Origin of the sequence: Streptomyces sp. SP18BB07, from assembly GCF_036322545.1 — a bacterium.
GTDB lineage: Bacteria > Actinomycetota > Actinomycetes > Streptomycetales > Streptomycetaceae > Streptomyces > Streptomyces deccanensis.
This window is the reverse complement of record NZ_JAQYWT010000337.1, coordinates 103,123-126,418: the sequence shown is the minus strand read 5'-3', so window position 1 is coordinate 126,418 and position 23,296 is coordinate 103,123. Positions and strand designations below refer to the sequence as shown.

The window sequence follows — 23,296 nt, the reverse complement described above, 5'->3', positions numbered from 1 at the left end:
GTGTGTTGGGGTTGTTGGGGGGTGTGGTTTGTTGGGTGGTTTGGGGGGGGGTTTTTTTGGTGGGGGGGGTGGGTGTTTTTTTTTTTTTTGGGGGTGGGGGGGGGGTGTGTTGGTCTGGGGGTGGGGTGTGTTTGTTTGTTTTGGGGGGGGGGGGGGGGGGGGTGTAGGGGGGGGGGGGGGGGGGGGGGGCGGGGGGGGGGGGGGGGCCACCCGGGGGGGGGGGGGGGGGGGGGGGGCAACCCGGGGGGGGGGGGGGGGGGGGGGGGGGGGGGGCGCTTCTCGCGCAGTTCCCCGCGCCCCTGAAAAGCAGGGGCTGCGCCCCGTTGCTTTTCAGGCCCGCAGCCCCGTTGCTTTTCAAGCCCGCGGGGCTGTGGTCTTTCAGGCCCGCAGGGGCCTGATGCTTTTAGGGGCGCGGGGAACTGCGCGACCAGCCCCCACGCACCCGCACCCGACAGCGGCGCTCAAACGGCCGTGGCGTCAGCCGCTACGCACCCGGCGGTGGTGGGACGTGCTGCGGCCGGCCCGACCCGCGCGTCAGCGTGTACCCCCCGATCCCCGCCAGCGCGGCCAGCGCCGCCCCCAGCGCCGTCCACACCCAGCGGTCGCTCCACCAGCCGGAGGCCCACCCGTCATCGGGTTCGAGGGAGGAGAGGACGGCCCCGGCCGAGGAGTCCTCCTCGTCCTCCTGCCCGGACGTGACGGCGATCCCCGGCACCAACGGCTGGGCCAGCGAGCCGTCGACCGCCGCCGAGCCGCCGATGTCCTTGGATTCGACCTCGACCTCCGCGCCGACCGGCAGTCCCAGATCGGCCGTGGCCAGCCGGGTCGTGGTCAGCCGGACGTAGTACGTGCCCGGCAGCGGGTCGTCGGCCCACTCCTCCGACCAGGCGCGGACCGTACGCAGGGTGCACGACAGCTCCACGGTGCCGGCCCCCGCCCCGGCGGTCCGCGTCTGCGCGCCGTACTGGCACGCCTGGCGGCGCCGCAGCCCGTCGTACACGTCGATCTGCCAGGTCGAGGAGGACGCGGCCCCCTCGGGCAGCTTCACGTTCGCCCGCACGGTCGGCCGCTGCCCCGCGTCGGCCGGGAACGACCAGTACAGGTAGTCACCGGTCGAGGCGCTCGCCGTCGCGGTCTGCCCCTGCTCGAACTCCGTGGCCGTACGGAAGGAGGTGCCCGCCTCGGTGGGCGCGTCACCGCCGTCCGAGGAGCTCGGGGAGGGCGTGGAGTCCGCGACGGCCGGGGAGACCGCCAGGCCCAGCGCCAGCAAAGCCCCACTCAACACGCGTGTGATCCGCATCAGTTGGTCCTCCAGACCGCGACCCGCCAGCGTGACAGCCAGCCCCACAGCACACCCGCCAGGAATCCGACGAGCACCAGCACACCGAGCAGCCACCAGCCACGGCCGAGGCCGAAGGAGGCCACGTCGGCGGCCTGGTCGGGACCGTCCACGACGTCGACGGTGATCTCCAGCGGCAGTCCGGGCGTGGTCTTCACACCGCTCGCGGGCGAGTAGGAGTGGGTCACCTGGAGGCAGACCGTCTCGGCGGTGTCCTCATCCTCCTCGTCCTCGGCCTCCGGCTTCGGGTGGCGCAGACCCGTGGAGATGACGTCGGTACGGCCCGTGCCGGCCGCCTCGCCGCGTACGATCTCGCGGTTCTTGGTGGTCACCGCGCGCAGCAGGACCCCGTAGTCCGGGTTGACGTCACGGTCCGCCGCGACGCTCACCGAGGCCCGCAGCTCCTGGCCCGGCTTCACGTCCACGCGGTACCAGCGCTCCTTGCCGAACTCCTCGCGGTCCGTGTAGAGACCGGACGTGAGCGTCGGCGCCTGCGCGCACGCCTCGGCGCCCTCCACGGCCTTCGGCACGACCACGGGGTCGGCGGCCCGGTCGACCAACTGGTTGACCCGGTCGGTGAGTTCGTCGCGGTGCTCGATCGAGGTGTACGTGCCACCGGTCGCCTCGGCGATACAGCTCAGCTGCAGCCGCATCTTGGCGTTCGGGACCAGGCCGAGCGTGTCGATGGTCAGGCCGATGCCCTTCGCCGCGATCTCGCGGGCCACCTCGCACGGGTCGAGCGGGGCGCAGGTGTCCTCGCCGTCGCTGATCAGCACGATCCGCTTGGTGCCCTCGCCGCCCTCCAGGTCGTCGGCGGCCTTCAGCAGCGCGGGGCCGATCGGGGTCCAGCCGGTCGGCGCGAGCGTCGCCACCGCCGTCTTCGCCTCGGTGCGGTCCAGCGGCCCCACCGGGTAGAGCTGCGCGGTGTCCTTGCAGCCCGTCTTCCGGTCGTCGCCCGGGTAGTTGGCGCCCAGCGTGCGGATGCCGAGCTGAACCTCCTCGGGCGTGGCGTCCAGTACCTCGTTGAACGCCTGCTTCGCCGCGGCCATGCGGGACTGGCCGTCGATGTCCTTCGCCCGCATCGAACCGCTCACGTCCAGCAGGAGGTTGACCTTGGGCGCGGTGGCCGTGGTCTCGTCGGCGACGGCCGTGGACGGGACCGCGATCCCGGCCGTCAGGGCGGCGAGCAGGGCGAACACCCCTGCTGCCAGCCGTTGTCTTGTGATCATCGGCGGATCCTATTGATCCGGAGGGCCACGCTTCAAAACGAGACCCGCTGTTGACGGGCCGTTCACCGGACGGCCAGGGCGGCCCGGTCCCTCCACCGGACGGACCAGAGCGGCCCAGGCCCCTCGGACGACACCGCTCACCGCAGCGGGCTCGGCACCTCCGCCCAGATGTCGCCGGGCCGCTCCGGCGAAAGGCGCATCAGCGTCAACGCCTTCGTCGGTACCGGCCCCTCCAGCAACGTGCCCAGATCGGGGGTGCGCGGCAGATCCCGTACGGCGGTGGCGAGCGCCTCGCGCAGGACGGGCGTCGAACCGGCCGTGGCACCGAGCGTGCCCGTGATCAGGGCGCCGAACAGCTTGCGACGCAGGGTGCGTTCGTCGTCCGTGATGATGCGGCCGGACATCGCCGGGGCCGCGATGCCGTGCCGGGCGAGGCGCGCCGGGCTGACCCGGATGTCCGCGAGGTCGCGGTAGACGAGGCGGCGGGGGGCACCCGACGGGGACAGGACCACCAGGAGGTTCTGACCGTGCGCCTCCAGGGCCACGCCCAGATCGAGCAGTCGGAGGGAGACCGTGAGTGCGAGACGGGTGAAGTCCGCCAGCCAGGCCGGTGACCGCGGCAGCTCGGTCGTCGCCAACGCCGCCACCGGCAGAACCCGTTCACCGGCCGCCGTGTCCGCGTACGTGTCCGGTGACTCGCGCAGCACCGCGGCGAGATCCGGCGAACCGGCGGTGACCGCGCCGAGCGTACGGGTCACGTGCAGCAGGCCGTCGGTACGGGCCGCGACCTCCGCCATGAAGTCCGACACGATCGCCGAGGTCTCGATCGAGTAGACGGAGATGTCCCGCACCGAGGAGGTCAGCCGGGCGCTCAGCGCCGTCTTGACGTGCGGCCCGCCGTCCGCGAGGGCGAGAGTGCGCAGGGACATCAGCGGATGCGACTCGATCACCTCCCCCAAGGGGCACTTGAGCACATGGGCCGCCTGCCACGGATGCACCGGCACCAGCACCCGCCCCCCGTCCCGCAGTGCCTTCGGCCACTCCCCGACGACCAGCGCGTCCTCGACGGGCGCCAGCCCCAGCCGTACCACCTGCCGGTGCTCCGGCCCGTAGGCGAGCTGGTCGACCGCCGAGAAGCCGGGCCGGGAGCGGCAGTTGGGGTGGAAGGGATGTCCGTCGACGATGGCCTGCTCCCACTCCCAGCCCGCCCGCGCGGAGGCGTCCTCCAAAGGGGTGCCGGGCGGGGCCTGGTTGGCGCGAGACAGTGCCAAGGAGGCCACGCTGTGGTCGAGTTCGGCGGCGAACGCGGCGCTGTGCGGAACGGCCAGGGCGGTCATCAGCCGCGCCGGGCGACGATGGGACCGCTCGTCGAACCACACCTCCTCGACCTGCGCGGTGGTGCCGTACGGATCGACGGCCGGGCCGTGCAGCCGGCGGCCGTCGGCGAGGTGGAGCGTGACCCCGTCCCCTCCGGCCGCGTCCCGCCGCACCACCCACGGCAGCGGTTCGTGGACGAGGCCCCGCCACAGCCGCGACAGCACAGCCGCCCGGGCGCCGGGCAGCGCGGCCGTGTACGGCAGCGTCAGATCAGGGCGCACGGCGCCCAACTCGGCGCCGAGCGCAGCCTCTGCGTCGGAGCCGGGGTCGGGGTCGGCATCGGCGTCGGCGTCGGTCAAGGGGTGACGGGCCACGGAGGGGCTCCTCGGGTGCGGGGCGGGTGCGGGGCAGGGGGGGGTGCAGGTGCGGAGGCGCTGTCGGGCGGGTACGGGTGACGGCAGGGATGTCGGTGCGAACGTCGGCGTACGACCACTGCCCGTCCGCCTCCGCCGTGACGCATGACGGCATCGCGGCGGGACGCCTCATGGCTGCTTCGCGACGAGTCGTGAGGGGCAGACATACTGATCACGAGTGCACCGTAAGGAACGAATGGACCCCGTGGACGCCAACCCGCCCCGCGGCAGCATCGGCGCCGCCGCCGACGCCCACGCCGCCGCCCCGCTGCTCAACTGTCTTCTGCGGGAAGCGGGAGAGCCGGTCGAGTCGCCGGACGCGGAGGGGGACGGGGTGCACCGCCTCAAGGGCAGCGGCCGCCTCCTTCGGGTGCGCGGCACCCGCCGTCCCGCCCATCCCGACGTGCGCACGGCGGGCGTCTGGCACGCCCTCACCCACACCGACCTCGTCAAACTCGTCGCCGAGGAACTGCGCGCCCTCACCGGCCTGGCCAACTCCGAACTGCCCGCCGAGATGCTGGACAGCCGCGAGGCCGTGGCCGCCCTCCTCGCCGAGCGCGCCCACACGCCGGTGCCCGAGGACCCGTACCGGCGCTCCGAGCAGTCACTGATCACCGGCCATCCGTACCACCCCGCCCCCAAGGCCCGCGGCGGCGGCCCGGTCGCTGCCTGGCTGCCGTACGCGCCGGAGGCGTACGTCCGGTTCCCGCTGGTCCTTCTCGGGGTCCGCGAGGACACGGTGGTCGAGGAGGGCGACACCACCGCCCTCGACTCGCTGGGCTCGGCCCCGCCCGGCTATCGCCTCCTCCCGGCCCACCCCTGGCAACTCGACCTGCTGCAAGGCGAGTTGACCGAGGCGTTCGCGGACGGCCGCCTCGTACGGCTGGGCCGGACGGAGGGCACGGTGTGGCCGACGGCGGCGATCCGCACGGTGTACGTCCCCGAGGACGCGCGCGCGGCCGCGACCGAAGGCGAGCCGGTGACCGGAGGCGCCCCCACCCCCGACCTCTTCCTGAAGTTCAGCCTCGACGTGCGGATCACCAACGACATCCGTCGGCTGTGGCGGCACGACCTGCTCAAGCTGCGCCGCACCGACCGGGCGGTCACGGAGGCCTTCGCCGGGTCATCGGGTGCCTGGCTGAGCGACCGCGGCTACCGCACCGCCGCCTTCGCCTTCGAGGAGCTGGCGGTCCTGGTGCGGGACGGTCTGGGCGGCCATGTGCCGCCCGGCGCGACCCCCTTCCTCGCCGCCGCCCTCACCGAGAGCGCCGAGGCATTCCCGGGCAACCCGACGGCCCACGCCACTGACCCCGAGGCCTGGTGGGAGGCGTATCTGCGCGCGGTCGTCCCCCCGGCCCTCGCCGCGTTCCACGACCACGGCGTGGTGCTGGAGGCCCACCTGCAGAACACCGTCGTCGCCTGCGACGCCGCGGGCACCCCCGTCCGGGCGGTCTACCGCGACGCCGAGGGCGTCAAGCTCCTGCCGGACGTCACGCGCGCGGCCGGCTGGGAACGGCTGGTCTACTGCCTGTTCGTCAACAACCTCCTGGAGATCGCGGCGGCCCTGACCGAACACCACCCGACGGTCGACCCCTGGCCCGCCGTCCGACGAGAGCTGGAGCGCCACGCGGACGTACCGGAGGTCACCGACCTGCTCGGCTCACCCACGCTGCCGGGCAAGACGAATCTGCTGCTCAGATGGACCGGAGCGGACGGCGCCGCCGCCCGCTACCTGCCACTGCCCAACCCGTTCCGGCGGACGGGGGACACGACAGGCCGGTCGTCGTCCTGACCATCCGACACACCGGTCGTCCTCCTGACCAGCCGACACGAACCGTGGCGCCCGGCCGGTGCCCCACCACCCCTCGGCCGTCATGGCACCCGCGCGAGCCGCGGTTCCATGGCGCGTGCCCGGTCGTCGCCGTACGTCTGCTCGACGCGGGTGATCAGGTCCGACGGGCTGAGCTTGTAGTCCTGGGTGCCGACGGACTCCAGCGCGGTGGTGGCCAGGGCGCAGCCGAGCCGGGCCGCCTGCTCCTGCGGCCAGTCCCATGCCGTACCGGCGAGGAACCCGGCCCGGAAGGCGTCTCCCGCGCCGGTGGGGTCGGCGACGTCCGCCGTGGGCACGGCCGGGATCCGCAGCACGGGACCTCCTGACCGGGCCAGCGCCACCCCGGCCTCGCCCAGGGTGGTGATCCAGGTGCCGATCCGCCCCATGACCTGCTCCCGCGTCCATCCGGTGCGTTCCAGAAGCAGAGCGGCCTCGTACTCGTTGGTGAACAACCACCGTGCCCCGTCCACGAGTCGGCGTACCTGGTCGCGGTCGAGGCGCGCGAGTTGCTGGGAGGGATCCGCGGCCACGGGGATGCCGAGCCGGTGGGCCGTGGCGGTGTGCCGCAGCATGGCCGCGGGCTCATCGGCGCCGACCAGGACGAGCGGGGGCGCACCGGTGCGTTCCGCGACCGCCGCCAGGTCGATCCTCTGTGCCTCGGCCATGGCGCCCGCGTAGAAGGTGGCGATCTGGTTCAGGTCCTCGTCGGTGGTGCACACGAAGCGGGCGGTGTGCAGACTCTCGCTGACCCGGACCTCGGAGGTGTCGACGCCGTGGGCGCGCAGCCAGGCGCCGTACTCGGCGAAGTCGACGCCCGCGGCGCCGATCAGGATCGGTTCGAGACCGAGCAGTCCGAGCCCGAAGGCGATGTTGGCGCCCACCCCTCCTCTGCGCACATCGAGCCGGTCGGCGAGGAACGAGAGGGAGACCCGCTCCAACCGCTCCTTGATCAGCTGTTCGGTGAAGCGTCCGGGAAAGACCAGCAGATGGTCGGTCGCGATCGATCCGCTCACGGCGATACGCATGGACAGCGCTCCTTGGTCCTGAGGAGGGGCGGGGGGACGCCCGGGGCGGCCGGTCGGGTTCAGTCCGCGGCCGCGGCCCTGCGCAGGGCGTCGGCGCGATCGGTGCGCTCCCAGGTGAAGTCCGGCAGCTCACGACCGAAGTGGCCGTAGGCCGCGGTCTGTCCGTAGATCGGGCGCAGGAGATCGAGATCGCGGATGATGGCGGCCGGGCGGAGGTCGAAGACCTCGGAGATGGCGCTCTCGATCCGCTCGACGGCGACCGCGTTGGTGCCGAAGGTCTCGACGAACAGGCCCACCGGTTCGGCCCTGCCGATGGCGTACGCCACCTGGATCTCGCACCGTCGGGCCAGGCCGGCGGCGACGACGTTCTTGGCCACCCAGCGCATCGCGTACGCCGCCGAACGGTCCACCTTGGACGGGTCCTTGCCCGAGAACGCGCCGCCGCCGTGCCGGGCGTAACCGCCGTAGGTGTCGATGATGATCTTCCGTCCGGTCAGTCCGGCGTCTCCCATCGGGCCGCCGATCTCGAAGCGGCCCGTGGGGTTGACCAGCAGCCGGTAACCCTCGGTGTCCAACTTGATCCCGTCGTCGGCGAGTCGGGCGAGAACGGGCTCGACGACCTCGGCGCGGATGTCGGGGGCGAGCAGGCTGTCCAGGTCGATGTCGCTCGCGTGCTGGGAGGAGACGACGACCGTGTCCAGGCGTATGGGCCGACTGCCCAGGTACTCGATGGTGACCTGGGTCTTGCCGTCGGGGCGCAGATAGGGAACGGTACCGTCCTTGCGGACCTCCGTCAGCCGGCGCGAGAGCCGGTGGGCCAGCTCGATCGGCAACGGCATCAGGGAGGGCGTCTCGGCCGTCGCGTAGCCGAACATCAGACCCTGGTCGCCCGCGCCCTGCTGGTCGAGCCCGTCGCCCGGGCCGCTCGCGGCGGCGTCGCCCGAACTGCCGTCGTACGCCTGGTCGACGCCCTGCGCGATGTCGGGGGACTGCGCGCCGATCGACACGGACACTCCGCAGGAGGCGCCGTCGAAACCCTTGGCCGAGGAGTCGTAACCGATGGCGAGGATCTTCTCGCGGACCAGGGAGGCGATGTCGACATAGGCGGTGGTCGTCACCTCGCCCGCGATGTGCACCTGACCGGTGGTGATCAGGGTTTCGACCGCGACGCGCGACGCGGGGTCGGCACGCAGCAGTGCGTCGAGGATGGTGTCGCTGATCTGGTCGGCGATCTTGTCGGGGTGACCCTCGGTGACGGATTCGGAGGTGAACAGGCTGCGCGACATGACACTCCAGTGCGGACGTGGTGGATTCGGGTCGACACGCACGCGGTCCCCGCGGCCGGAGCCGGGGGGACGGGGCAGGTCACCGCCGGCGGTCACGCGTACTTCCCGCCGGACCGGTCCTGCGGAAGACCCAGTAGTCGGCGCCTTCCTCGGCGATGTAGCGGGCGTTGCTCAGCTTGAACTCCAGGGAGGCCAGGGCGGCGACCGCCCCGGACCGGGCGAAGTCCTCGAAACCCGTCTCGGTCGCGTAGCTGCCGCGCGTGGAAACCGCGATCAGGCCGCCGGGCAGGGCGTACTCGATCAGGGTGAGCAGCGCCGGGGGGCGCACATGGCCGAGGGTGAACACACCGCTGCTGACCACGATGCCGTACCGGTCCGGATGGTCGTCGCGCGGGGGCGCCGCGAGGTCCACGCCGCCGAGGACCTTCCGGTACGCCTGGGTCTTGAAGGCCTCGGCGGCCATGTTCTCCGAGAGGTCGACGCCGTCGATCACGTAGTCGCCGAGGGTGCGCAGGACACTGCCGACGAGGCCCGTGCCGCAACCGGCGTCGAGGACGGTCGGGTCCGGTGTCACGTAGGACGAGGCCAGCAGGTGCACGAGGTTGGCCGCTATGCGGGGCGCCACCCATTTCTGGTCCGCCAGGTCCACGTCGTACCGCGACGCCCAGCCCTCGTAGTAGTCCTTCAGCCCCGGGGCATCGTCGAAGAACACGTGGGACTGCTTGATGTTCGCGAAGGAGTTGCTCATGGAAATTCCTTCCTGTCGGTTGGATCGGCGATCGTGACGGATCTTCATGGCGCTCTTCAGGTCACCGCGGTCACGTCGGACGCGTCCGGCTTCCGATCGGGGCCGGGGCTTTTTCCTCGCGATCGGGAGTTCCGCACGTCGAACACCAGATAGACGGCGATTCCGGCAACGATGAACAGGGAGCCGCCGATCTCCGTCCAGGTGGGCATGCGCTGTTCCGCCGGGAGACTAAGGATCGCGCCGAAAATCGTCTCCGTGGCGAGCAACGGGCCGACCAGGGGCACCGGAATTCCCTGCGCCGCCTTGACCCAGATGTAGGTGCCCCACCAGGAACCGAGAATCCCGAGAAAGACGCACCAGGCGATGATTTTGAACAGGGGATAGGGGGAGAAGGTCTCCTCAGGGGTGGTGGCAATGGCGAAGGGCAGCAGCACCATGGAGGCACCGCCCGCTCCCATGGCCACCAGCGCCGCCCATATCTTGGGGTCCGGCTTGGTCTGCCAGGTGCGCTGCGACTGGGCGTTGCGGACGACGAAGTAGGACCAGGTGAGCATCGCCATGACGGCCAGCAGAATGCCGAGGAGGGAGTCGTGCGCGCGGCCCGGGTTACCGCCGTCGAGATAGTCCACGGCGCTCAGGAGTGTGAGGCCGACGAGGATGAGGAGGACGGGAGCGATCAACTCGCTCCACGACATGCGCTTTTCCGCGAAGTTGCCGGCCACCGCGATGGTGATCGGTGAGGACCCCACGATGACCGCCGTGATGAAACCGCTGCCCATGGTGGCGGAGTACGAGACGCAGATGTAGAAGACGAAGTACCCCACGAAGCCGATGTACAGGCCGAAGAGGATCCTGCGCGTCGGCATCAGCTTGAGCAGGTGCCGGCCTCGGCACAGGACGTACAGGCCGCACAGGCCGAACAGGGAGTACCGGCCGGTGACCAGGAGCAGTTCGCTGGCGGGCTTGACGGCGGCCGGGGCGGGGAAGGCGAACGCCCACAGCAGGGCCGCCGTCAGTGCCGCCGCCACGTTCTTCTGTGTACTCCCCATCACGGAGTCGCTTCCAGCGCGGGACGACAGTCGGCGAAACCGTTCCGCGTCAGCCAGTCCGGGTTGTAGATCTTGGAGATGTATTTGCTGCCGTTGTCCGGCAGTACGGTGACGACCGTGGCCGCCCCCGTCAGCGACCGGGCCACCCGCACGGCCCCCCACACATTGGCCCCCGATGTGCCGCCGCAGACCAGACCCTCGCGTTCGGCCAGATGGCGACAGGTGGCGAAGGCATCGGCGTCGGTGAACTGAAGCACGTCGTCGACCACCGAGAAGTCCATGCACTTCGCCAGATGATCCTCGCCGGCGCCCTCGACGAAGTACGGTGCGATCTGGGCAGGGTCGACGACGCCTTCGTGGAAATAGCGGTGGTAGATGGAACCCACCGGATCGAGCAGGACGGACGTCACGGACGGTTTCTTCGATTTGAGGAACCGCGCTGTTCCGGAGATCGTGCCGCCCGTGCTCCCCGATGCGACGAACGCCGTCACCGAGGGTCCGAGCGCCTCCCAGATCTCAGGGCCAGTCGACCGGAAATGCGCTTCGGCGTTGAGCGGGTTGTCGTACTGGTCGAGCATGAACGAGCCCGGTGTCTCCGCGTGGATGCGCCTCGCGCGCGTCACATAGTGGTCGGCCGAACCCGCCGGGGCCGAGGTCGGACAGATGATCACCTCGGCGCCCATGGCACGCAGCGCGTCCCGCTTCTCCTCGCTCACCTTGTCCGGCATGGTCAGGATCGCGCGGTAGCCACGTGTCGCGGCCATCATCGCGATCGCCGCACCTGTGTTTCCGGAAGTGTTCTCCACGATGGTCGCGCCGGGCCGGAGCAGACCACGGCGTTCGGCGTCATCGAGGATGTAGCGGACGATCCGGTCCTTGATGCTGCCCCCCGGATTCATGAACTCGGCCTTGGCGAATATCCGAACACCGGCCGGAACGTCGAATGTCTTCAGCTCGACGAGGGGCGTCCTGCCGATGAACGACTGGACATTCATGCCGACTCCTTACTGCATACGGAAAAGAGTGGGGGAGAGCCGGTACGGCGTGGGTGCCGTGGAGACCGGGCCGGTTCCCGCCCGTTCAGAGGGCGGAGTCCGGAATCTTCACCGAGTCGAGAATCGCGACCGTGTGGCCGACCCTTTCGCCCTTCTCGACCATGGCCAGGGCGTCCAGCGCCGACATCTCGAACGGCGCCAACTCCTTCTCCAGTCGCAGGGCCCGCGCGCCGGCCGCCGCGGGCGACAGGCCGTCGAATGCCTCCTGCAGGACGCTCACCGGGTAGAAGTGGAACGGCCCCAGCCCTTCCCGCTCCCACTGGGCGTATCCGCCGACCACCTCGGTCGGTTCGGACTGGACCTTCCAGGTGTAGGTCAGGATGCTGCCGTTGTATCCGGCGGCTCCGGAGAGCGCCAGGATCTCGGACAGCGGAATGCGCGCACCGATCGACGACAGCACGCGCCCGCCGACCCGAAGGAGGGGATGCGCCTGTTGGAGAGCCAGATAGTGCAGCGTCACGAGATTCTTCTCCGCGAAGCCGGGGATTTCCTCGCTGCGTTCGCTGATGAAGGTCGAACTCGTCTGGCCGTCGGCCAGATCCTCGCCGCCCGCCACGGGAATGTTGGGGAGGTTCTCGTAGATCACGTCGATCTCCGAGAGCTTGCCGGACAGCGGAGCCAGGAGATCGCCCGCGGATCCGATCAGTTCGACATCCTCGGTCAGGAGATTGCTGTGAATGTTCTCCCGCGCGTGGGCGAGAACATCCTCGTGGAGGTCGGTGAAACCGACCGTGCTCGACTGCAGGATTTCCACGGCCGCCAGGGCGTCGAGACCCGCCCCCGTCCCGATCGTGCAGAACCGCGGGGCGAGTACGCCCATGTGAGCCAGCGTCTTGAACGCCGGCACGGCGACGCTCGCCACCCAGTCGGCGCGCGGAGATTCCGGCTTCGGGAGATAGGAACGGTCCGAAAGCCGGAGCCCTATGGACGACCTGATCCTTTTCGTCTCACTCAACTGGAAGAACTCGCCGGGTGAGACGACCAGTTCGGCGTGGTCGACATGTGTACCCATCTCGGTCTCCTTAGAGGTGGCGACAGACGCCCGGAGTTCCGGGCCGACGGCGACTTCACTATCGCCAAGGCGTGCAAAGGCGCACAAGGGATGCCCTGTTGCCTGTCACCAGGCAACGGTGGCAGGCGGCTCGCGGCGCCCTGCCGGGGCAGACGGCCACCAGGAGCGATCGGGTCGCGCGGCGAAGGAGCTTTCCGGTCACGTCGGGAGTGACTCGTTGACACTGCAACGACGGCCTCCCTAGCATGTAGCTATACCGGTTGGTATACGTCACCATCTCTCCCCCCACGAAGGAGATGCGCACGTGTTGCTCCAACCGTCCGGCGTAGGGACGGAACCGCAGGCCCGTACGGGAGAAGGCAATCCGTGAAACCCTTGTACATCCGCGAGGACGCCGAGTCGCAGCGCCGACACCTCTCGGCGGTAGGCCGCTGTCTGGGGCGGCGTGGCCGGCTGCCGGGGACGTTCGGCAGCGTCTCGGTTCGATCGGGCGAAGCGGTCCTGATCACCGCCGGAGGCCTGGACAAGAGGGTGATGACCCCTCAGGACGTCGTGATGGTGGACCCGTTCGACGGGCTGCCGCTGACCGGGGAGTTCGAGTGGCCCCCGGAGGAGACCGCGCTGCACCTCGCCCTGTACCGACGACTGCCCGACTGCGGAGCAGTGATCCACGCGCAGGCGCCCGGCCGACCGGACGGCAGTCGACCCGACGCCGGGCTGCCGGTCCTGCCCGTCGCCACGGACCCGCTCGATGTGTCACGCCTCGTCGAGGACGTGACCGCCGCGCTCGCTCCCTCGGCCTCGGCCGCCGGTACCCCTCCCGCTCTGCTCTTCCGAGGGAACGGCCTGGTCACCTGGGGCCGTGACACCGACGAAGCGTTGGGCCGGCTGGAGAGTGCCGACCCGCTCAGCCACCCGCTCCGGGCCGACGCGGTCGTCGACGGAGCCACCGCGGCCAGGGCGGACGCCCGGTGACACTGCTGCAGATCATGCCGGACGACGCCCCGGAGACGGTCCGGGTGCGGACCGCCGACCTGGACGTCATCCACCGGGAACTGCTCAGGATCGGTGTGCGCCTCGTCCGGTGGCATGCCGCCCGTCGCCTGCCGGCCGGCGCCGACGACGCCACGGTCATGAAGGCGTACCGGAGCCACATCGACCATCTGCGCGCGGAGGGCGGCTACCGGGTCGTCGACATCGTCCGCCTGATGTGCCCCCCGACCGATACGGGCGAGCACCGGCAGGCGTGTCCGGCGCGGGAGCGGTTCTCACGGGAGCACGTCCACGACGACGATCTGGTGCGCTTCGTCGCCGCGGGAACGGCCTGCTTCTCCCTCCATGTCGTGGGCCAGGTGTACGCGGTGTTGTGCACGGCGGGAGATCTGTTGTCCGTACCCGGCCGCACACCCCACTGGTTCGACGCCGGTGCCCGCCCGAGCTGTACCGCGATCCGTTTCCTCCAGCGGGCCGACCAGGGTGCGCCCCGCTTCCTGCCGGACGGTGTCGCTCTCCGTTTCCCGACCCACGACGATCTGCTGGCGACACCGGGCCACTGACCGGTCGCCTCGCGTAGACAAGCGCGGCCCATGCCGAACGGCGCGCAAGGCCGTCGCGGTGATCCCGCCTCGCGCCGGTGGCTTCAGACGAACCGTACGATTCTGGGGGCTAGACAGTGGTAAGCGAATCAGCTCAGGCCTCATCCCCAACTCGGCCTGGTCCGGCGAGAACCGGCTCTCCCGCGGGAGGACCGGTGACGTTCGGGCAGTTGCTGCGGACGCACCGCACGAGACGCGGACTCTCCCTCACGCAACTCGCCGCACGGATGCACTTCAATCCCGGCCACATCAGCAAGATCGAGACCGGCAAGCGGTCGCCGTCGGTGAGCTTCGCGAAGGCCTGCGACCGGGCACTGGACCTCGGGAGCACCTTCACCACCATCGCCGCCGCCCTGGAGGCGGTGACCCGTGAGCAGCAGGGCTGGGTCCGGCCCGCCCAACTGCCCACCGCCAAAAGGCACTTCGTGGGACGCCAGGACGACCTGCGACGGCTGGACGAACTCCTGCACGGACACGACCAGCCGCTCGCGGTACCCGTGGCGGTGATCAACGGCCCGCCCGGCGTGGGAAAGACCGCGCTAGCGGTGCAATGGGCACATCGAGTCGTCAACGACGGCCACTTCCCCGACGGGCAACTGTTCGTCAGCCTCGAAGGGCCCGAGCCGGACACCGCGGCCGCCCCCTTCGACGTGCTGGGGGATCTGCTGCGCGCCGTGGGAGTGCCTCCGGAGCGCATTCCGGTGGAGCTGGACCAGAGGGCCACCACCCTCCGGTCGTATCTGCACGGCCGGGAGATGCTTCTGATCCTGGACAACGCCGCGGACGCCCAGCAGATCTCCCCCCTGTTACCCGGATCTCCGGGCTGCGTCGTGGTGGTGACCAGCCGGTCGCGACTACCGGGATTGACGCCCCTGGTGGACGCGGTCTCGCTGCCTCTGCCCGAGCTGCGCCGACCGGAGGCCGCCATGCTGATCGGCGCGGTCATCGGCCAGGTGCGGGCCGCCGTCAACCCGGGCGCGGTGGACGCACTGGCGGAACTGTGCGGATGTCTTCCGCTGGCGCTGGTCCTGGCCGCCGAGCGGATCGTGAGCCATCAGCACCACAGCGCGGAAACCCTCGCCGCCGAACTCGTATCCCGACAGGCCAGGTTGAACCTCGCCGAGGGGGACGTGGTCCTCCGCGACGCGTTCGAGACGTCCTACAGGGCGCTCGACGAGCAGAGCGCTCGTGTCTTCCGGGGGCTCGGCCTGCTCCCCGGCCAGCTGATCGACGTGGACAGCACGGCGTCGATCGCGGGTGTCCCCCCGGAGGAGGCGTCCCTGTCGCTGTGCAATCTGGCCGCCGCGCACCTGGTCCAGCGGCATGACGAGCGCCACTACCGCATGCATGATCTGCTGCGGGCGTACGCGGCCGATCTGGCGAGGCGGCCGAGCCCCCGGGTCGCCACCACGCTCGTCGCATAGCACCTCGCCGGCGGTCGGGTCCGGGACGCCGGCCCCGACCGCCGACGAGGAACGTCAGCCGGCGGTCGAGCGGCAGGGGCCGGAGCGGTCAGCCGGGCAGCGACCCCGCGATGAGGACCTTGGCCACCTGCTCGGCACGGTCGACGGCCCGGTCCAGCGACCCCATGGAATCGGCGACGCAGGCACCCTCGTGCAGGATCAGGATCTGGGCGGCCAGCCCCGCGGGGTCCTCGGCACCCGCTGCCGAGGCCAGCCCCTCCAGGTAGGAGAGCAGCCAGGCCTTCTGGTCGTGCGCGACCTCCCGGCCCGCGTGACCCGCCGGCAGTTCCACGGACGCGTTGATGAAGGCGCAGCCCCGCAGGTTGCGCTCGCGCATCCATTCGCGCAGGGCGCCGAACGTGGCCAGCAGCTTCTCTTCCGGCGGGCCGTCATGACTGTTGACGTACGTCACCAGCGTGGAACGCCACAGGCCGTCACGGGCGCGCAGATAGGCGACGACAAGCTCCTCCTTCGAACCGAAGCGGTCGTAGAGGGTCTTCTTGGTGACGCCCGCTTCCTCCGCGATCGCCTCGACGCCGACGGCGCGGATCCCTTGGTCGTAGAAGAGCCGCGAGGCGGTCTGGAGGATCTTCACACCGGCCGGGGTGAGGTGCTGCGCGCCGGTGCGCCTGTTGTTTCGGCCCACGGTGTTGCTGTTGACAGTCACAGTTCAAAGCTACACCTGGCGGTATAGCTACAACAGGTGTGCGCAGGTGGGGAACCGCCCAAGGAACACCTTCGCTGTTGGGGAGACAGTAACCATACAGGTCGGTATACTCAACCGGAGAGGACTTTCATCTCCCGCTCGGCGATCGAGACTGCTTGGAGAGCCGCGATGAGGATGTTGCTTCACCATGTGTGGAACCTCCTGCGAGACGTCGCGTACGGCGTCCATGCCGGACATGCCATCAGGCACGGAGTGCCGGTGCCGGTACGCAAACCCCCGGGCTGACGACGGCTCGCGGACTCCTCGCCGGTGATCACCCCCCGGTTACTATGCTCTGCGTGCCGGTCCAGACCCACCGGATCCTCTTCGGGGCTGAGAAGGTGGCCTGAGAAACATGCTGAGAGAAGTCCGAGCGACCCGCTACGTCGAACCCCTCCGGGCCGGCGGCTCCGTTCCCGGCGTCGTCGAGGCCGACGACCTGGGCATGTACGTCGTGAAGTTCACGGGCTCCGCGCAGGGCCGCAAGGCGTTGGTCGCAGAGGTGATCGTCGGGGAGCTGGCGCGGGCGCTCGGGCTGCGGTTCCCGGAGCTGGTCCTCGCGCACTTCGACCCGGCGATCGCCGGGAGCGAGCCGCACCAGGAGGTGCGGGAACTGCACGCCGCGAGCGCCGGTCTCAACCTCGGCATGGACTATCTGCCGGGCGCCGCGGACTTCACCCCGGACGTCGCGAAGGAGTTCCGCGTCGACCCGCTCGAAGCCGGGCGGATCATCTGGCTCGACGCTCTCACCGTCAACGTCGACCGCACCGTGCACAGTTCGAACCTCATGATCTGGCCCACCTTCGGCATCGCGCCCCCGCGCCTGTGGCTGATCGACCACGGCGCGGCCCTCGTCTTCCACCACCGATGGGACGCCTCGGACCCCACGAAGGCGTACGACTTCCGCCACCACGCCCTCGGCCACTACGCCCCCGACGTGCGCGCGGCCGACGCCGAACTCGCGCCGAAGGTGACCGAGGAGCTGCTGCGGCGGATCCTCGCGGAGGTCCCGGACGGCTGGCTGCCCGTCGAGGACGGCTTCGCCTCACCCGAGGAGGTCCGCGACGCCTATGTGCGCTACCTCCACGCGCGCGTGCGCGCCTCCGCCGCCTGGCTCCCCACCGACTTCCCCACCCGGGAGGAACTCGCCGCCGAGGAGGCCCTGCGCGCGGCGAGGACACAGCGAGGCCGCCCGGACTGGCTGAAGCGGGTCCCCGACCTGCACGGCAAACCGGCGGCGGAACAGGATTGGTCGGTGCACCTGGGATGACGCGGACACAGCGAGTCGAGATCGAGTACTGCACCCAGTGCCGCTGGCTGCCCCGAGCCGCGTGGCTGGCGCAGGAGCTGCTGACGACCTTCGAGACCGAACTGACCGAGCTGTCCCTCAGGCCCGGCACGGGCGGTGTCTTCGTCGTGCGGGTGGGCGACGAGGTCGTGTGGGACCGCCGCGACCAGGGCTTCCCGGAGCCCACCGCGGTCAAGCAGGCCGTACGCGACCGAGTGGCCCCGGGAAAATCCCTGGGCCACTCGGACAGGATCGGCGGGTCCTGATCAGCCCCGCAGCTGCTCGTACGCCGGCAGCGTCAGGAAGTCGACGTAGTCCTCGTCGAGGGAGACCTCCAGCAGGAGGTCGTGGGCCTGCTGCCAGTGACCGGCGGCGAACGCCTCCTCGCCCAACTCGGCCCGCAGGTTGGCGAGTTCCTCGGCGGCGACCTCGCGGGCCAGCTCCGGCGTCGCCTTCACGGTGGTGCCGTCGTGCCCGAACTCGACGCCCGCGTTGATCCACTGCCAGATCTGGGAGCGGGAGATCTCGGCGGTGGCCGCGTCCTCCATCAGGTTGAAGATGGCGACGGCGCCGAGGCCGCGCAGCCAGGCCTCAATGTAACGGATGCCGACCTGGACGGCGTTGACGAGTCCGGCGTACGTCGGCCTGGCGTCGAGGGAGTCGACGGCGATCAGGTCGGCGGCCTTGACGTCGACGTCCTCGCGGAGGCGGTCCTTCTGGTTCGGCTTGTCGCCGAGGACGGCGTCGAAGGAGGCCATGGCGATCGGGACGAGGTCGGGGTGGGCCACCCAGGAGCCGTCGAAGCCGTCGTTCGCCTCGCGGTCCTTGTCGGCCTTGACCTTCTCGAACGCGACCTTGTTGACCTCCTCGTCGCGCCGCGACGGGATGAACGCGGCCATGCCGCCGATCGCGTGCGCGCCGCGCTTGTGGCAGGTGCGGACGAGGAGTTCGGTGTACGCCCGCATGAACGGGGCCGTCATCGTGACCGCGTTGCGGTCCGGGAGGACGAACTTGGCGCCCCCGTCACGGAAGTTCTTCACGATGGAGAAGAGGTAGTCCCAGCGGCCCGCGTTCAACCCCGAGGCGTGGTCGCGGAGTTCGTAGAGGATCTCCTCCATCTCGTAAGCAGCCGTGATCGTCTCGATCAGGACGGTCGCGCGGACGGTGCCCTGCGGGATGCCGACGTGGTCCTGGGCGAAGACGAACACCTCGTTCCAGAGGCGGGCCTCCAGGTGCGACTCCGTCTTCGGGAGGTAGAAGTACGGGCCCTTGCCGAGGTCCAGCAGCCGCTGGGCGTTGTGGAAGAAGTACAGGCCGAAGTCGACGAGCGCGCCGGGCACCGCGTGGCCGTCGGCGTCCACCAGGTGGCGCTCGTCGAGGTGCCAGCCGCGCGGGCGCATGACGACCGTCGCCAGCTCCTCGTTCGGGCGCAGCGCGTAGGACTTGCCGGTGCGCTCGTCGGTGAAGTCGATGTTCCGCCGGTAGGCGTCGGCCATGTTCACCTGGCCGAGAACCACGTTCTCCCAGGTGGGCGCGGAGGCGTCCTCGAAGTCCGCGAGCCAGATCCGCGCGCCCGAGTTCAGCGCGTTGATCGTCATCTTGCGGTCGGTGGGGCCGGTGATCTCGACCCGGCGGTCGTCCAGGGCGGCCGGGGCGGGGGCCACCTTCCAGGAGTCGTCGGCGCGGATCGCGGCGGTCTCCGGGAGGAAGTCGAGCGTGGAGGTGCGGGCGATCTCGGCGCGCCGCTCCGCGCGGCGGGCCAGCAGCTCGTCCCGCCGGGGAGTGAACCGGCGGTGCAGCTCGGCCACGAAGGCGAGTGCGGCGGGGGTGAGGACCTCGTCCTGGCGGGGCAGGGGCTCGGCGTCGACGATGGCCAGCGGGGACGGCGCTGGTGCGGACATGAGCTGTCACTTCCTTCAGCGGGCGTGGCACCGGGTGTCAGTCGACCCGGGTCGGGCTGTGGGCGCCCCCGGCTGAGGGGAACGCTTCTGAACAGTGGATAGTAGTTTCCTCATGGTGGAAGTTCAATGTTTTGTTGATGTCGAGATTCTTCGGGTCGAGGCAGCGTGGCGCTGAGTGTCACCCCGTTCACTCAAGGTGGACGAGGTCGGCCTCGGTGTCGATGTCGTACGGCCGGGCCACGTCCCCGCACTCGACGAGCGTGAGCGTGTCACCGTGCGCCTTCAGGTAGGCGCGCGCGCCCCGGTCGCCGGTGGCGGTCGCGGCGATGCCGGGCCAGTGGTCGGCGCCGAAGAGCACGGGATGCCCCCGCACGCCGTCGTACGCGGCCGCCACGAGCGATCCGCTCGAACCGTGCGCGGCGAGGACGCGGGCCACCGCCCGCGGCCCGATGCCCGGCTGGTCCACCAGCGAGACCAGGGCGGCGCCCGCGCCCGTCCCCGTCAGCGACTCCAGTCCGGCCCGCAGTGACGAGCCCATGCCCTCGGCCCAGTCGGGGTTGTCGACCAGGACGCAGCCGGCCAGTTCGGCACGGGCGCGGACGGTCGCGGACTCGGCGCCGAGGACCACATGGATCCGGGCGCAGCCGCCCGCCCGCAGCACGCCGACCGCGTGTTCCACCAGGGGGCGGCCGCGGTGGGTGAGCAGGGCCTTGGGGCGGCCGCCGAGGCGCCGCCCGCCGCCGGCCGCCAGCAGCAGTCCGACGACCTCGCTCTCGGGGGTCGGGTGGGCCGTGTCCTGGGCCCCGTTCCGGGACTGGTGGTGCGTCATGTCCCCCTGCATACCCGACCGGGCGGAGGTGTCCCGTGAAGCCCCACGGACCGGGTGCCGTCTTTGCGATGCCCGGGGACTGAATTTCGGTCCCCGTGGTGGCGCTCGCCACACCGATTGGCGTTTACTGGCCCGCGCCACCCCTGGTGCCCGACCGACGCCATGGGGTGGACGGTCGTGCTCGGGTGTGCGGCCACGACTCGTGCACGAGGGCGTGGGCGAGGGGGGAGAGGGCTGTGTTGCGGAGCTTGGGGCAGAGGCCAGTGACCGGCAGTGACAGGGATCCGAGAGTGGCGGAGCTGAGCTCGGCCGTGTCCCGGCTGCGTCGTGAACTGGCCGCGCATCCCGCGGAGTTCCCCGACCGGGGCATCGCGGAGGACGAGCTGGCGGCGCTCGCGGCGATGGCGGTCACCGGAATGCCGGAGGTGCCGCGACTGAGGCGGTCACTGTTGCTGATCGCGGGTTCGATCGGGTCGGTGAGTGCGCTGGCGAAGGGGTTGGCGGACGTCCGTACGGCGGTGGAGCTGTTCGGGGAACCGCCTCGCCGCTGACCGTCCGGTGGGGGCTGGTCGCGCAGTTCCCCGCGCCCCTGAAAAAGCGGGGCTGCGCCCCTGCTTTTTCGGCCCGAAAGTCCGTAGGCCTTTCAGGGGCGCGGGGAACTGCGCGAGAAGCCCCACCCACCCGCACCCGACGACGCGCCCCGCGGTAGCCCGCCCCCGACGACGCGCCCCGCGGTAGCCCGCCCCCGACGACGCGCCCCTCAGCCCCCCGCCCCCGAGTTCGCCAGGGCCTCCGACAGTTCCGCGGCCACCTGCTGCAGCACCGGCACGATCCGCTCGGTCGCCGCCTCGGTGACGCGCCCGGCCGGGCCGGAGATCGAAATGGCCGCGGTGGTGGGGGAGTTCGGGACGGAGACGGCGAGGCAGCGGACGCCGATCTCCTGCTCGTTGTCGTCGACGGCGTAGCCGAGGCGCCGGACGTCCTCCAGGGCGCTCAGGAAGCCCTCGGGTGTGGTGATCGTCTTGTCCGTGGCGGCCGGCATGCCCGTACGGGCCAGCAGCGCGCGCACCTCGTCGGCCGGGAAGCCCGCGAGGAGCGCCTTGCCGACGCCCGTGGAGTGGGGGAGCACCCGCCGGCCCACCTCGGTGAACATCCGCATCGAGTGCTTGGACGGCACCTGGGCGACGTAGACGATCTCGTCGCCGTCCAGCAGTGCCATGTTCGCCGTCTCCCCGGTCTCCTCGACAAGTCGCGCGAGGTAGGGGCGCGCCCAGGTGCCGAGCAGCCGGGAGGCGGACTCACCGAGGCGGATCAGGCGCGGGCCGAGGGCGTACCGCCGGTTGGACTGCTGGCGTACGTAGCCGCAGACGACCAGCGTCCGCATCAGCCGGTGGATGGTCGGCAGGGGCAGCCCGCTGCTCGCGGACAACTCGCTGAGGCCCACCTCGCCGCCCGCGTCCGCCATCCGCTCCAACAGATCGAAGGCGCGCTCGAGGGACTGGACACCACCGGAGGACGACTTGACGGAGTCGGTCGGGTGGGCGCTGGCGCTGGACGTCGGCACAGGCGCGGTCCTTTCGGGATGGCGGGCGAGGTCGCAGCCTACCGGGCAGTTCGTTGACTACTCGCTCGTACGTCATTAATTTCTGCTCAGTGGAATTATAATTCCGTCTTGTGAAAACATCCAGTGTGGGTGCGCTGGAGGCAGAGTGGAGGGGTGCCCTTGACGGGGGCGGGGGCGGGGTGAAAACTCCTTCAACAGAAAGTTGAATTCCGTTACGTGGAAGTAAACCCGCGCTCGGAAGTGAAGAGCGGTACGGCGAGAGGGGTCCCGGTGTCCGAGGCTGAACTGGTGTTGCGCTCGACGCGCGTCATCACCCCCGACGGATCGCGCCCCGCCGCGGTCGCCGTCGCCGACGGCAGGATCACGGCCGTCCTCCCGTACGACGTCGACCTGCCGTCCGGCGCGCGTCTGGAGGACCTCGGCGACGACGTCCTGCTGCCCGGTCTCGTCGACACCCACGTCCACGTGAACGACCCCGGGCGCACCCACTGGGAGGGCTTCTGGACGGCCACGCGCGCGGCGGCCGCCGGCGGCATCACCACCCTCGTCGACATGCCCCTCAACTCCCTCCCGCCGACCACCACCGTCGACCACCTCCGTATCAAGCGCGAGGTCGCCGCCGACAAGGCCCACATCGACGTCGGCTTCTGGGGCGGCGCCCTGCCCGACAACGTCAAGGACCTGCGGCCGCTGCACGACAGCGGGGTCTTCGGCTTCAAGGCGTTCCTGTCGCCGTCCGGCGTGGACGAGTTCCCGCACCTCGACCAGGACGGGCTCGCCCGCTCCCTGGCCGAGATCGCGGGCTTCGGCGGACTGCTGATCGTGCACGCCGAGGACCCGCACCACCTCGACGCGGCGCCGCAGCAGGGCGGCCCCCGGTACGCCGACTTCCTCGCCTCCCGCCCCCGGGACGCCGAGGACACTGCCATCGCGGCCCTCGTCGCCCAGGCCCGGCGGCTCGACGCACGCGTCCACGTGCTCCACCTCTCCTCCAGCGACGCGCTCCCGCTGATCGCCGAGGCCAAGCGGGAGGGCGTACGGATCACCGTGGAGACCTGCCCGCACTACCTCACTCTCACCGCCGAGGAAGTCCCGGACGGGGCCAGCGAGTTCAAGTGCTGCCCGCCCATCCGGGAGTCCGCCAACCAGGACCTCCTGTGGGGGGCCCTCGCGGACGGCACGATCGACTGTGTGGTCACCGACCACTCCCCGTCGACCGCCGACCTCAAGACCGACGACTTCGCCACCGCCTGGGGCGGCATCTCCGGCCTGCAGCTGAGCCTCGCGGCGGTCTGGACGGAGGCTCGCAGGCGCGGTCACGGCCTGGAGGACGTGGTCCGCTGGATGTCCACCCGCACGGCCGCCCTCGTCGGGCTGGACCAGAAGGGGGCCATCGAGCCGGGCCGCGACGCCGACTTCGCCGTCCTCGCCCCCGACGAGACCTTCACCGTCGACCCGGCCGCCCTCCAGCACCGCAACCGCGTCACCGCGTACGCCGGGAAGACCCTGTACGGCGTGGTCAGGTCGACCTGGCTGCGCGGCCAACGCATCGTCGCGGACGGCGAGTTCACCGAACCGAAGGGACAACTCCTCACCCGCACCCCCTGATCCACCCCGCGCCCGCGCGGCGGACGACCACCGAAAGG

Annotated in this window: 21 protein-coding genes; 8 read left to right on the top strand and 13 right to left on the bottom strand. The window is 70.7% G+C overall.

The window, feature by feature from the left end:
* Positions 1–484: 484 nt before the first annotated feature.
* The 3 genes from PUR53_RS27690 to PUR53_RS27680 form a co-directional block, all read right to left on the bottom strand.
* Positions 485–1,300, bottom strand: a complete 816-nt coding sequence (locus PUR53_RS27690; RefSeq protein ID WP_329910020.1) for a hypothetical protein — start codon at positions 1,298–1,300, stop codon at positions 485–487.
* On the bottom strand, positions 1,300–2,568 hold the full coding sequence (locus tag PUR53_RS27685) for a VWA domain-containing protein (protein WP_239758361.1): 1,269 nt from the start codon (positions 2,566–2,568) through the stop codon (positions 1,300–1,302). The genes PUR53_RS27690 and PUR53_RS27685 overlap by 1 nt, the downstream gene beginning before the upstream one ends.
* A gap of 137 nt (positions 2,569–2,705) precedes the next feature.
* Entirely contained in the window at positions 2,706–4,259 is a 1,554-nt protein-coding gene (locus PUR53_RS27680; RefSeq protein WP_329910018.1) for an IucA/IucC family protein, read from the bottom strand.
* A 235-nt stretch (positions 4,260–4,494) separates the two neighbouring features.
* Here PUR53_RS27680 and PUR53_RS27675 point away from each other — a divergent pair, with 235 nt between their 5' ends.
* Positions 4,495–6,090 carry an IucA/IucC family protein gene (locus PUR53_RS27675; protein WP_329910016.1) on the top strand — a complete coding sequence of 532 codons (1,596 nt, stop codon included), beginning with the start codon at positions 4,495–4,497 and terminating at the stop codon, positions 6,088–6,090.
* Between the two features lie 80 nt (positions 6,091–6,170).
* Here PUR53_RS27675 and PUR53_RS27670 read toward each other — a convergent pair whose 3' ends face one another.
* The 6 genes from PUR53_RS27670 to PUR53_RS27645 all read right to left on the bottom strand — a co-directional run bounded on the left by PUR53_RS27670 (position 6,171) and on the right by PUR53_RS27645 (position 12,304).
* Entirely contained in the window at positions 6,171–7,154 is a 984-nt protein-coding gene (locus PUR53_RS27670) for a carbohydrate kinase family protein (RefSeq protein WP_329910014.1), read from the bottom strand.
* A 59-nt stretch (positions 7,155–7,213) separates the two neighbouring features.
* On the bottom strand, positions 7,214–8,440 hold the full coding sequence (gene metK, locus PUR53_RS27665) for a methionine adenosyltransferase (protein ID WP_329910012.1): 1,227 nt from the start codon (positions 8,438–8,440) through the stop codon (positions 7,214–7,216).
* Between the two features lie 79 nt (positions 8,441–8,519).
* On the bottom strand, positions 8,520–9,188 hold the full coding sequence (locus tag PUR53_RS27660; protein ID WP_329895846.1) for a class I SAM-dependent DNA methyltransferase: 669 nt from the start codon (positions 9,186–9,188) through the stop codon (positions 8,520–8,522).
* Positions 9,189–9,244: 56 nt separating this feature from the next.
* Entirely contained in the window at positions 9,245–10,237 is a 993-nt protein-coding gene (locus tag PUR53_RS27655; RefSeq protein WP_329895845.1) for a DMT family transporter, read from the bottom strand.
* Entirely contained in the window at positions 10,237–11,232 is a 996-nt protein-coding gene (locus tag PUR53_RS27650) for a PLP-dependent cysteine synthase family protein (RefSeq protein ID WP_329895844.1), read from the bottom strand. Before PUR53_RS27650 ends, PUR53_RS27655 begins: the two co-directional genes overlap by 1 nt.
* Before the next feature lie 85 nt (positions 11,233–11,317).
* On the bottom strand, positions 11,318–12,304 hold the full coding sequence (locus PUR53_RS27645) for a class I SAM-dependent methyltransferase (protein WP_329910010.1): 987 nt from the start codon (positions 12,302–12,304) through the stop codon (positions 11,318–11,320).
* 366 nt (positions 12,305–12,670) lie between these two features.
* Here PUR53_RS27645 and PUR53_RS27640 point away from each other — a divergent pair, with 366 nt between their 5' ends.
* The 3 genes from PUR53_RS27640 to PUR53_RS27630 all read left to right on the top strand — a co-directional run bounded on the left by PUR53_RS27640 (position 12,671) and on the right by PUR53_RS27630 (position 15,323).
* A complete protein-coding gene (locus tag PUR53_RS27640; protein ID WP_329895842.1) occupies positions 12,671–13,279 on the top strand; it encodes a class II aldolase/adducin family protein in 609 nt (202 codons plus the stop codon).
* Positions 13,276–13,860, top strand: a complete 585-nt coding sequence (locus tag PUR53_RS27635) for a cupin (protein WP_329910008.1) — start codon at positions 13,276–13,278, stop codon at positions 13,858–13,860. The genes PUR53_RS27640 and PUR53_RS27635 overlap by 4 nt, the downstream gene beginning before the upstream one ends.
* Before the next feature lie 194 nt (positions 13,861–14,054).
* On the top strand, positions 14,055–15,323 hold the full coding sequence (locus PUR53_RS27630; RefSeq protein ID WP_329895840.1) for a helix-turn-helix domain-containing protein: 1,269 nt from the start codon (positions 14,055–14,057) through the stop codon (positions 15,321–15,323).
* 88 nt (positions 15,324–15,411) lie between these two features.
* Here PUR53_RS27630 and PUR53_RS27625 read toward each other — a convergent pair whose 3' ends face one another.
* Positions 15,412–16,029 (bottom strand): TetR/AcrR family transcriptional regulator, encoded by a 618-nt coding sequence (locus tag PUR53_RS27625; protein WP_329910006.1) that lies wholly within the window; start codon positions 16,027–16,029, stop codon positions 15,412–15,414.
* 394 nt (positions 16,030–16,423) lie between these two features.
* On the opposite strand from PUR53_RS27625, the gene PUR53_RS27620 reads away from it, so the two are divergent.
* Entirely contained in the window at positions 16,424–17,338 is a 915-nt protein-coding gene (locus tag PUR53_RS27620) for a HipA family kinase (RefSeq protein ID WP_329910004.1), read from the top strand.
* Positions 17,335–17,622 (top strand): SelT/SelW/SelH family protein, encoded by a 288-nt coding sequence (locus PUR53_RS27615; RefSeq protein ID WP_329895837.1) that lies wholly within the window; start codon positions 17,335–17,337, stop codon positions 17,620–17,622. The genes PUR53_RS27620 and PUR53_RS27615 overlap by 4 nt, the downstream gene beginning before the upstream one ends.
* Here the strand turns inward: PUR53_RS27615 and aceB are convergent, their stop codons facing one another.
* A complete protein-coding gene (aceB, locus tag PUR53_RS27610) occupies positions 17,623–19,257 on the bottom strand; it encodes a malate synthase A (protein WP_329910003.1) in 1,635 nt (544 codons plus the stop codon).
* Positions 19,258–19,444: 187 nt separating this feature from the next.
* Positions 19,445–20,086: a nucleotidyltransferase family protein gene (locus tag PUR53_RS27605; RefSeq protein WP_329895835.1), complete on the bottom strand. Its 642-nt coding sequence runs from the start codon at positions 20,084–20,086 to the stop codon at positions 19,445–19,447.
* Between the two features lie 236 nt (positions 20,087–20,322).
* Between PUR53_RS27605 and PUR53_RS27600 the strand changes: the two genes are divergently transcribed.
* Complete coding sequence (locus PUR53_RS27600) at positions 20,323–20,637, top strand: DUF5955 family protein (RefSeq protein ID WP_239758373.1); 315 nt, start codon at positions 20,323–20,325, stop codon at positions 20,635–20,637.
* A 209-nt stretch (positions 20,638–20,846) separates the two neighbouring features.
* On the opposite strand, the gene PUR53_RS27595 is transcribed toward PUR53_RS27600, so the two are convergent.
* Positions 20,847–21,650 (bottom strand): IclR family transcriptional regulator, encoded by an 804-nt coding sequence (locus tag PUR53_RS27595; protein WP_329895834.1) that lies wholly within the window; start codon positions 21,648–21,650, stop codon positions 20,847–20,849.
* Positions 21,651–21,920: 270 nt separating this feature from the next.
* On the opposite strand from PUR53_RS27595, the gene allB reads away from it, so the two are divergent.
* Positions 21,921–23,258, top strand: coding sequence for an allantoinase AllB (allB, locus tag PUR53_RS27590; protein WP_329895833.1), 1,338 nt, complete (start codon positions 21,921–21,923; stop codon positions 23,256–23,258).
* Positions 23,259–23,296: the final 38 nt, after the last annotated feature.